The following is a 9,743-nucleotide window of genomic DNA, read 5'->3' on the forward strand; positions in this document are numbered from 1 at the left end:
ACGGCGGCGCACCGGCTCGAGGCCGGTCAGGACTTCAATGGCGGAAGAATCGTAGACGGCGCTCATGGGTGGCGGATCGTTAACGGTGGAAAATTATCAGGGTTGGTTTTTTAGCAGGCGCCGGAGATCTTCCGGGGCGCGCGCCGACCTGTTGTCGTCACAGACGTAGCGGCGGTAAATATTGTCGCGGAAGGCATTGATCTCCGGTCGCGGGACTGTCATCCACTGGGGATCCGCCACCGGCGACCATGTGTGCTGCGAAGTGCCGAAGGCGTAAGTCTTGTATTGCCGCGTTTCGCAACGGTATCCGTCATAGAAAACGCTGCGCGCGCCGGAGGGGCTTTCCACGACGAGCGAGAATCGCGCGACCAGATCTTTGGCACGCGAAATGGATTTATCGTCGATGTATATCTTCAGGGTGTCGGTGCTATTCATGGCGACCGGCAGCAGATTGCGGTCGTCAGGATAAGGCGGGAGCACGATCGTGCTCTCCTTCCATTTCTCAGAATTTTTTTCTTCAAAGGAAAATTCGCTCGGCTCGTCTCCATAGATGTCTTTCTTGGCGAGCACGGGATCAGCCACGATAGCGAGCGCCAGGGCCAGCAGCGGAAGACTGATGGCGCATCGGCGGCTTCCGATCCGTAAAGCTGATATCCGAGAGGTCCCTCGCATCGGGCGCGCAGTATACAGCAGATGCGCGCGATGCACGAGGCGCGCGATCAGCCGCGAATGGCCGATCGTGCACGTATAACGATGCGTATCAGCTCGACAAATCTCGCGCCAGAGATTCGCGCGTGGCCGGCGGGATCGGATCGGTCTGGTGGGCATAAGCCGGATGATCGATACCCATGGCGACCGCCGCGCCCTGCTTGACGGCCTTGACCATCTCGGGGGTCAGTTCAAAACGCATGAAATGCACGGCGGAGGTTTTTTCCTCATCTTCGCGTTCCAGATCCTCGTCCACGTGCGGGCGTACCGGTTCGAAACCCGCGACCCGGACCCAGACCCGGTTTTCGACGTCTTTCAGACGCTTCAGGGCCTCGCGGCGTTCTTCCACCTCCGGAAACTCGACCATGAAAGTCGCCTTCCAGTTGCTGCCGTCCGGGATGAGCGGGTTGTAGGCGGCGAGCTCGTCGTTGATGCCCTCGGCCTCGAAAATACGCTCGATGCGGAGCATCTCCTGAACCTGGTACTGCATGGTCATCCGGTCCTCGAAATAGAGCGTGGCGTTCGGGCCGATGACGACCTGGCGGTGCTGCTTGTGCGCCATCACCTCCTCACGGAAGCGGGAGCGAAGCTCGGCATATTTCTCGAGCGGATAGAGGTCGTCACGCGTCAGCTTTTTCATGGTGTTGCTCTCGCCAAGTTGACCGGAAATCTGATTCATCATTGACTCACTCCTTGCTCTTGTGTTCGAGGCCGGTTATGGGTTTTTTGGTGAACAGGTAATCCCGCAGCTCCTTGGATAATCTCTTGTCGTGGCGGCGGATCCACTCGAGCACCATCGCGGCGTGCTCCTTTTCCTCATCGCGATTGTGCGCCAGGATGGCGCGCAGTTCGACATCCTTACAGGCATCGACCCGCTGGTTGTACCAGTCCACCGCCTCCAATTCTTCCATCAACGACACGATGGCACGGTGCATGTCCCGTGTTTCTTCGGACAGATCTTCAAGCGCCTCGTGATAACCTTCGTTTGCCATGACGTTTCTTCCCAGTAATTAGAGGCCGTAGGCCAGACGTAACAACGTTAGCGGGTGCTCCGGCTTTTTATTGCCCTGCAATCCGTTCTCGATCTGATGTCCGGCCATGGGGCAGTCGCTCGAATAATGATCGGGGTTCGCCTGCTGCACGCGATTCACCACGGGCCGGCAGATTTTCATCGAGGCCTCGTGGAATTCGCTCTTCACCGCATAGGTGCCGTCGTGGCCGGAACAGCGCTCGATGGTCTCGATCTTGGTGCCGGCGACGAGATTCAGCAGCTCGCGGGTTTTCAGGCCGATGTTCTGCACGCGCAGATGGCATGGAACATGATAGGAGACGGTCCCGAGTGTATTCTTGAAATCGGTGTTCAGCTTGCCTTGCTTGTGGCGCAACATGAGGTATTCGAAAGGATCGAAGATCGCCTGCTTGACCTTGGCGACATCGGGATCGTCGGGAAACATGAGCGGCAGCTCCTGCTTGAACATGAGCACACAGGACGGCACCGGCGCAACGATATCCCAGCCTTCGTCCACCAGTTTCGCCAGCACCGGGATATTTGCTTCCTTGGCGCGTGCCACGGCATCGAGATCACCCAGTTCGAGCTTGGGCATGCCGCAGCATTTCTCCTTCTCGGCGAGCGTAACCGGAATACCGTTATGTTCGAAGACGGCGATCAGGTCTTCGCCGATACGCGGCTCGTTGTAGTTGCCGTAGCAGGTGGCAAACAGCGCGACTCGGCCGCGCGTGCGTCCGGCCGGGGTGGCAGCAATGCCATTGCCCTTCCGGTGTTTGGCACGCTTGCGCAGGGTCTTGCTGTGATACTCGGGGAGCAGAGCCTTGGGATGCACACCCAGCGTTTTATCCAAAGCCTTGCGCAAGACGCCGGATTTGTTCGCGGCATTGACCGCCTGCACCACCACCGGAATACCGGCGAGTCTGCCGACCAGGTCGGTGTTCGTGAGCAGCCTGTCACGTGTCTTCACATCGCCCTTTTTAAACTTCACCGCCTTGGCGCGCAGCAAGAGGTGCGGGAAATCCACGTTCCATTCATGCGGCGGAACGTACGGGCATTTGGTCATGAAACACAGATCACAGAGATAACAATGATCGACGACCTGCCAGTAGTCTTCCTTCTTAACCCCATCGACTTCCATCGTGGACGAGTTGTCCACCAGGTCGAACAGCGTGGGAAAAGCCTGACACAAACTGACGCAACGGCGGCAGCCGTGACAGATTTCGAAGACGCGCTCGAGTTCTTTCATCAGCGCATCTTCGTCGTAAAACCGGGGGTCGCGCCAATCGAGCGCGTGGCGCGTCGGTGCCTTGAGACTGCCTTCGCGTTGGCCTTCAGTCGGTTGACTCATGGTCGAATCTGCATAGCGATAAATTCGATGTATCTTCCTCTTTGCGGCTGCGGGGGACTTTGACCGCTATCAAACACGGCCGGGAAGGAAGAATGAAGCGACGGGCGGGCACAACCCGACCCGTCGCTCATGGCTTGGACTTACTTGCCGAGGGTGTCTAGAGCCTTATGGAACCGGTTGGCGTGCGAGCGCTCGGCCTTGGCCAGCGTCTCGAACCAGTCGGCGATTTCGGCGAACCCCTCGTCGCGCGCGGCCTTGGCCATGCCCGGATACATATCAGTGTACTCATGAGTCTCACCGGCAATGGCAGCCTTCAGGTTGTCAGAAGTGGCGCCGATCGGGAGACCGGTGGCCGGGTCGCCGCATTGCTCGAGATACTCGAGGTGACCGTGGGCGTGGCCGGTTTCACCTTCGGCGGTGGAGCGGAATACGGCGGATACATCGTTGTAGCCCTCTACGTCGGCCTTGGCAGCAAAATACAGATAGCGGCGGTTGGCCTGGGATTCACCGGCGAAGGCGGCCTTAAGGTTGTTTTCGGTCTTGCTTCCTTTGAGTTTTGACATGATTGACTCCTCGTTGACAGGCAGTTTCGATAACATTATGAATCTAAAAATGATTTCAATCGAATGATTCGATTTAGAACAATTCTAAATAAGTTAAAAACCCTTGTCAACAGCGGACTTTCCCGGCTGGCCAATTCAATGGAGATTGGGTGGAATGTAGCTATTCTTAGATTCAGGCGTCGCGCACAGACCATTTACCGTGCTGGCCACAACCCAGACGTCATTATCCCGGCAAAGAATTCGTAAGGGCAGGCAGCACGAAAGCTCGGTAAAAAATTGAGACCGCATCGTTCCTGCGCAGGAATTTGAATGCGAACATTTCGAAAAGCGCAGGGAACCAGGAGGAAATATGATTTGGCGCAGCAGGATATCTAAACTATATTTGATTGACCCGGCGCAAAAGCAGTGACGCTTACCTAGATTTCCATATCATGGCAACCGCAAGCACAGCGACGAATCTGAGTGGCCTGGCGCTGAGGCTGGTACGCGACAACCTCCTGAGCCCGACCGACGCCGAGCGCATTCAGGCGGAGTCGCTCAGCAAGAAAACCTCCTTCGTCACGCAACTGGTCGAGAGCAAGAAACTCGACAGCGCCACCATCGCCAAAGTGGCGTCGGAAGATTTCGGCATTCCGCTGTTCGAAATCAATTCGCTCGACCTGGAGATGGCGCCGGTCAAGCTGGTGGATGAAAAGATCATCCGCCGACATCGCGTTCTGCCATTATTCAAACGCGGAACAAGACTTTTCGTCGCCGTCTCCGATCCCACGAACCTCCAGGCGCTGGATGAAATCAAGTTCCATACAGGCCTTGGCACCGAACCGATTCTGGTCGAGGAAGCCAAGCTTGCCATCATCATCGAGAAGTCCCTGGACGCCCAGGACACCAGTCTTGCGGATCTGGCGGGTGATGACAGCCTGGAAAATCTCGAGATCATTGCCGGCGAGGAAGGCGCAGAAGCTGGAGGCACCGGCGGTGAGGAAGGTATTAACGATGCTCCGGTCGTCAAGTTCGTCAACAAAGTGCTGATGGATGCCATCAACCGCGGCGCCTCGGATATTCATATCGAACCGTACGAAAAAACCTATCGCGTGCGTTATCGCCAGGATGGCATGCTGACTGAGATCGCCAATCCCCCGCTGGCAATGGCCGCGCGCATTGCCGCGCGTTTGAAGATTCTTTCCAGGCTCGATATCGCCGAGCGTCGCATCCCCCAGGACGGCCGCATGAAGATGCGTATATCGAAGAATCGCGCGATCGACTTTCGCGTCAGCACGCTGCCGACTCTGTGGGGCGAGAAGATCGTGATGCGTATTCTTGACCCGACTTCCGCCACACTGGGCGTAGAAAAACTCGGGTTTGAGGATTTCCAGAAACAACTTTTTCTTGAAGCCATCAACCGCCCGTACGGCATGGTGCTCGTCACCGGTCCGACGGGTAGCGGCAAAACCGTTACGCTTTACACCGGGCTGAATATTCTCAACACACCGGATAACAACATCTCCACCGCGGAAGACCCGGTGGAAATTAATCTGGCGGGCATCAATCAAGTCAACATCAATGAAAAGGCGGGGCTCAATTTCGCCTCGGCATTACGCGCTTTCCTGCGCCAGGATCCGGACATCATCATGGTCGGCGAAATCCGCGACCTTGAGACGGCCGAAATCGCCATCAAGGCGGCACAGACGGGTCATATGGTGCTTTCCACCCTGCATACGAACGACGCGCCCTCGACCCTTACTCGTCTCGCTAATATGGGCGTGCCGCCGTTTAACATCGCCTCAGCCGTCAATCTGATCATGGCCCAACGCCTAGCGCGGCGTCTGTGTCCGCATTGCAAGAAACCGATTGATATTCCCAAACATGCCCTGCTCAAGGCCGGGTTCAAGGAAGAAGATTTGAATGGCTTGGTGATTCACGGCGCCGTCGGCTGCGATGCCTGTAATGGCGGTTATAAGGGACGCGTGGGTATCTATCAGGTCATGCCGGTAACTCCCGCCATCGGCGAGATCATCATGCGCGGTGGCAACCAGTTGGATATCCAGAAGCAGGCGGAGAAAGAAGGTGTTCCCGATTTGCGCCGGTCGGGTCTGAAAAAGGTCAAGGACGGCGTTACCACGCTGGATGAAGTCGAACGGGCAACCAACGAGTAAAATATGGCAGAAGCAGCGATCAAGAAACCGAAGTTTGACGCCTTCCTCTGGGAAGGCGTCGATAAACAGGGAAAGAAAGTCAAAGGCATCATGGAGGCGGCCAGCGTCGCCTATGTGAACGCCATGCTTCGTCGTCAGGGCGTCAGTCCCGTCAAGGTGGCCAAACAGCGTAAGGTCGCCTTCAAGTTTAAAAAGAAGATCAAGACCAAGGATATTGCCGTATTCACCCGCCAGCTGGCCACCATGCTGACGTCGGGTATCCCCATGGCCCAGTCCTTCGACATCGTCGGCAAGGGGCATGAAAATCCTGCAATGCAGGAAATCATCCTGTCCATCAAACAAGATATTGAATCAGGCACTGCGCTGACTCAGGCACTGTCAAAACATCCGCTCTACTTCGATGCCTTGTACTGCAACCTGGTGCAGGCGGGTGAACAAGCGGGTATTCTGGACGGCATCCTTGATAAAGTCGCCACCTATAAAGAAAAGATCGAGGCCATCAAGGGGAAGATCAAATCGGCGCTGTTCTACCCGACGGCTGTCATCGTTGTCGCATTTATCATTACCGCCGTATTGCTGATATTCGTTATCCCGCAATTCGAGAGCCTGTTTGCTGGATTCGGCGCCGACCTGCCGGCCATGACCAAGATGGTCATCAATCTTTCCAAAGCGTTTCAGGAATGGTGGTGGGCCATTATCGGTTCAATCGTCGGCACCGTGGCATTCCTTAGCTACTCGTACAAACGTTCGATAAAAATGCAACATAGCCTCGACCGCGCCTTACTGAAATTTCCGGTGATCGGCGATATCGTCAAGAAGGCCACTATTGCCCGGTTCGCACGCACGCTGGCGACCATGTTCGCCGCAGGCGTGCCACTCGTCGAGGCGCTCGATTCCGTCGCCGGCGCGGCGGGCAACCGCGTCTATTATGAAGGCACCATGGCCATCAAATCCGACGTGAGCACCGGCATGCAGTTGCAATCGTCGATGAACGCCACGGGGCTATTCCCCAACATGGTGGTGCAAATGGTCGCCATCGGCGAGGAATCCGGCGAACTCGACAAGATGCTCAGCAAGGTTGCCGATTTTTATGAAGCGGAGGTGGACGATGCCGTGGCCGGGCTGTCCAGCCTGCTCGAACCGATCATCATGGCATTCCTGGGCATCGTTATCGGCGGTCTGGTTGTCGCCATGTACCTGCCGATATTCAAGCTTGCGGCCACCGTTTAATCCCGGTCGAAGCTACCGCTGCTTGCTGGCTTTCGGGCATAATGCCGCCCGATGAGCGACTTGTCCGCTTTCTTCACCAACTATCCCGCGGCTTTTCCCTGGATGGCTGGCCTGTTCGGTCTGGCCATCGGCAGCTTCCTGAACGTCGTCGTCCATCGACTGCCCGTCATGCTCGAGCGCCGCTGGCAAAGTCAGTGTCGCGAACTTCTCAATCCAAATCAGCCGCCGACCGATGCTTCCAAGCGTTTTGATCTCATCGTGCCCCGTTCACGCTGTCCGCACTGCGGACATGCGATCACGGCGCTGGAAAACATCCCCGTTCTGAGCTTTCTCTGGCTGCGGGGGAAATGTTCCGCCTGCCGCAAGTCCATTTCCTGGAGCTACCCTCTCGTCGAACTGCTGACCGGCTGTCTTTCGGTATTGGTGGCATGGCGATTCGGTTTTAGTCTTGCGGCGCTGGCCGGTCTGGCCCTCACCTGGAGCCTGATTGCACTCAGCTTCATTGACGTTGACCGGCAACTTCTGCCCGATGACCTCACACTGCCGCTGTTATGGACGGGACTGCTGTTCAATATCTTTGCCGTTTTCGTGCCCTTGTCCTCAGCGGTCATTGGCGCCATAGCCGGTTACGTCTCCCTCTGGCTGGTGTATCAACTTTTCAAATTGACGACGGGCAAAGAGGGTATGGGTTATGGTGACTTCAAGCTCTTCGCTGTCTTGGGTGCCTGGCTGGGATGGCAGAGCCTGCCTCTGATCATTCTGCTGGCCTCGCTGGTGGGCGCCGTGGTGGGAATCAGCTTCATCGTGTTTTTCGGTCATGACCGGCGCATGCCGATTCCTTTTGGTCCGTTTCTGTGCGCCGCCGGCTGGATTGCTCTCCTGTGGGGTGAGCCCCTGACCCGCCTCTATCTACAATTTGCACGGATTGCCGTCTGAGCACTGGCCCCATGCTGCGGATTGGCCTTACCGGTGGCATTGGCAGCGGAAAATCCACGGTGGCGGCGCTCCTGGCCACGCGTGGCGCACCGATCATCGACACCGACGAAATCGCGCATCGCCTGACCGAACCCGAGCAACCGGTATTCGACCAGATCGTCCACGCCTTCGGGCAGGATATTCTCGATACCCACCGCCGGATTGACCGGAGCAAACTGCGCGAACGCGTATTCGAAAATGCCGGCGAACGTCAGCGGCTTGAGGCGATCCTGCATCCTCGCATCCGCGAAGTGGTCCGCGAAAAACTGGACGCGCTTCACGCACCCTACTGCATCCTCGTGGTACCGCTGCTGATCGAGTCCGGATTCACCGATCTGGTGGATCGTGTTATGGTGGTGGACGTCTCGGAAGCCGTGCAGATTCAGCGCACGGCTGCGCGCAGCGGAATGACTGAACCGGAGATCCGTAAAATCATGGCCGCCCAGTTGAGTCGCGCGCAACGTCTGCAAAAGGCGGATGACGTGATCGACAACAATGGTGATCGCAAACATCTCGAAAAGGAAGTTGAACGCCTGCACCACTGGTATCTCTCTCTGGCGGCAACCGTGAAGAAAAACTAGCTCGAGGCGAGAGCGGTAACGGCCCGCTCGATCGAATTCGCACCCCAGATCTGGCTGACCATCGCCAATCCCTGCGCACCCGCCTGATGCGCCCGCGCAAGATCCTGCACGCGCATGCCTCCCAGCGCATACACCGGCAAATTCGCCGTCGCGCACAATCGGGAAAAGGCCTCCCACCCGAGCGTTGCCGCACCGGGATGCGACGAAGTTGGCGCCACCGGCGATAGCACCGCGAAATCCGCCCCCAAGCGCTCCGCCTGACGCAGTTCCTCCGCGCTGTGGCAGGAAGCGGCGACCCAGAAATGATCATCGAGAGGACGCGATGAATATTGCGTCAGACGTTTGCCGTTCAGATGCACCCCATCGGCATTGCAGCGCGACACCGATTCCGGTTCGGCATTGAGCAGCAAATGGGCGCCATGGCGATGGCACAGACCGGCGATCAGCCTGGCATATTCTTCGAATTCATCGAGTGGCATGTGCGGCTCGCGCAACTGCACAAGCCGTGCTCCCGCCTTCAACGCGCGCTCCAGCGGCGCAAGAAATCCGTCCTTCCCAAAACGCCGTGAATCGCTGATGAGATAAAGCGGCGGCAGCCAGAGTCGGCGCAGGATCGGCTGGTCGGCTTCGGGAAACTCCAGCTGCGGAAGCTCGACGCAGGCAAACCATTTCGCCTCCTGGCCTTCGCGCCCGTGCGGTGTGCCCTGGTAGCGTGAGATCCGCCATACATCGAGCAGGACGTCTCGATCTTGGTAAGCATGCCGAACCTGCATGTAGGCGCGAGCGTCTTGCACCTCGATGCCCAGTTCCTCTCGGAGTTCACGTTTCAGCGCCGACAACGTATCCTCACCCGGTTCGATCTTGCCGCCGGGGAATTCCCACTTGCCACCCTGATGACTGTCGGGAAACCGCCGGGTGATGAATACCTTGCCGCCTTGCGTCAGAATGCCGACCGCGACGTGCAGCGGCGAACTAGCTCCGGTACTCGGCGTTGATTCGGACATAATCGTGCGAGAGATCCGAAGTCCAGACGCGTGCCGAGGCATATCCAACGCCCAGGTCCACTCCGATACGGATTTCCGGAAGCCGCATGACGGCGAGCCCCTTGGCCTCGGCGTAATCGGCATCGAGGGCGCCGTTACGTACGACACGCACCTCGTTGAGATGAATCGCCAC

Annotated in this window: 11 protein-coding genes; 4 read left to right on the top strand and 7 right to left on the bottom strand. The window is 57.5% G+C overall.

Annotation, left to right across the window (positions count from 1 at the left end):
• Positions 1-96: 96 nt before the first annotated feature.
• From ACC569_RS12860 to ACC569_RS12880, 5 genes are all read right to left on the bottom strand, one after another.
• The gene (locus ACC569_RS12860; RefSeq protein ID WP_372523934.1) at positions 97-582 is read right to left on the bottom strand and encodes a CNP1-like family protein; all 486 of its coding nucleotides are present in this window, start codon (positions 580-582) and stop codon (positions 97-99) included.
• A gap of 178 nt (positions 583-760) precedes the next feature.
• Positions 761-1,390, bottom strand: coding sequence for a DUF3501 family protein (locus tag ACC569_RS12865; protein ID WP_372523935.1), 630 nt, complete (start codon positions 1,388-1,390; stop codon positions 761-763).
• Positions 1,391-1,394: 4 nt separating this feature from the next.
• The gene (locus ACC569_RS12870) at positions 1,395-1,700 is read right to left on the bottom strand and encodes an encapsulin-associated ferritin-like protein (protein WP_372523936.1); all 306 of its coding nucleotides are present in this window, start codon (positions 1,698-1,700) and stop codon (positions 1,395-1,397) included.
• Between the two features lie 18 nt (positions 1,701-1,718).
• Positions 1,719-3,065, bottom strand: coding sequence for a heterodisulfide reductase-related iron-sulfur binding cluster (locus ACC569_RS12875; RefSeq protein ID WP_372523937.1), 1,347 nt, complete (start codon positions 3,063-3,065; stop codon positions 1,719-1,721).
• A 140-nt stretch (positions 3,066-3,205) separates the two neighbouring features.
• The gene (locus tag ACC569_RS12880; RefSeq protein WP_372523938.1) at positions 3,206-3,628 is read right to left on the bottom strand and encodes a rubrerythrin family protein; all 423 of its coding nucleotides are present in this window, start codon (positions 3,626-3,628) and stop codon (positions 3,206-3,208) included.
• A gap of 431 nt (positions 3,629-4,059) precedes the next feature.
• Between ACC569_RS12880 and pilB the strand changes: the two genes are divergently transcribed.
• From pilB to coaE, 4 genes are read left to right on the top strand one after another with little or no spacing between them, the layout of a single operon-like run.
• Positions 4,060-5,781: a type IV-A pilus assembly ATPase PilB gene (gene pilB, locus ACC569_RS12885; RefSeq protein WP_372523939.1), complete on the top strand. Its 1,722-nt coding sequence runs from the start codon at positions 4,060-4,062 to the stop codon at positions 5,779-5,781.
• Between the two features lie 3 nt (positions 5,782-5,784).
• Positions 5,785-7,011 (top strand): type II secretion system F family protein, encoded by a 1,227-nt coding sequence (locus ACC569_RS12890; protein ID WP_372523940.1) that lies wholly within the window; start codon positions 5,785-5,787, stop codon positions 7,009-7,011.
• A 51-nt stretch (positions 7,012-7,062) separates the two neighbouring features.
• Positions 7,063-7,947 carry an A24 family peptidase gene (locus ACC569_RS12895; RefSeq protein ID WP_372523941.1) on the top strand — a complete coding sequence of 295 codons (885 nt, stop codon included), beginning with the start codon at positions 7,063-7,065 and terminating at the stop codon, positions 7,945-7,947.
• 11 nt (positions 7,948-7,958) lie between these two features.
• Positions 7,959-8,567: a dephospho-CoA kinase gene (gene coaE, locus ACC569_RS12900; protein ID WP_372523942.1), complete on the top strand. Its 609-nt coding sequence runs from the start codon at positions 7,959-7,961 to the stop codon at positions 8,565-8,567.
• Here the strand turns inward: coaE and ACC569_RS12905 are convergent.
• Together ACC569_RS12905 and ACC569_RS12910 are read right to left on the bottom strand one after the other, a co-directional pair.
• Positions 8,564-9,571, bottom strand: coding sequence for a Nudix family hydrolase (locus ACC569_RS12905; protein WP_372523943.1), 1,008 nt, complete (start codon positions 9,569-9,571; stop codon positions 8,564-8,566). The two genes, coaE and ACC569_RS12905, sit on opposite strands and share 4 nt — an antisense overlap.
• On the bottom strand, positions 9,540-9,743 hold a 204-nt coding region (locus ACC569_RS12910), incomplete at its 5' end, for a bifunctional ornithine acetyltransferase/N-acetylglutamate synthase (RefSeq protein ID WP_372523944.1). The genes ACC569_RS12910 and ACC569_RS12905, both read right to left, overlap by 32 nt.

This window comes from Sulfuricaulis sp. (genome assembly GCF_041499725.1).
Lineage (GTDB): Bacteria > Pseudomonadota > Gammaproteobacteria > Acidiferrobacterales > Sulfurifustaceae > Sulfuricaulis.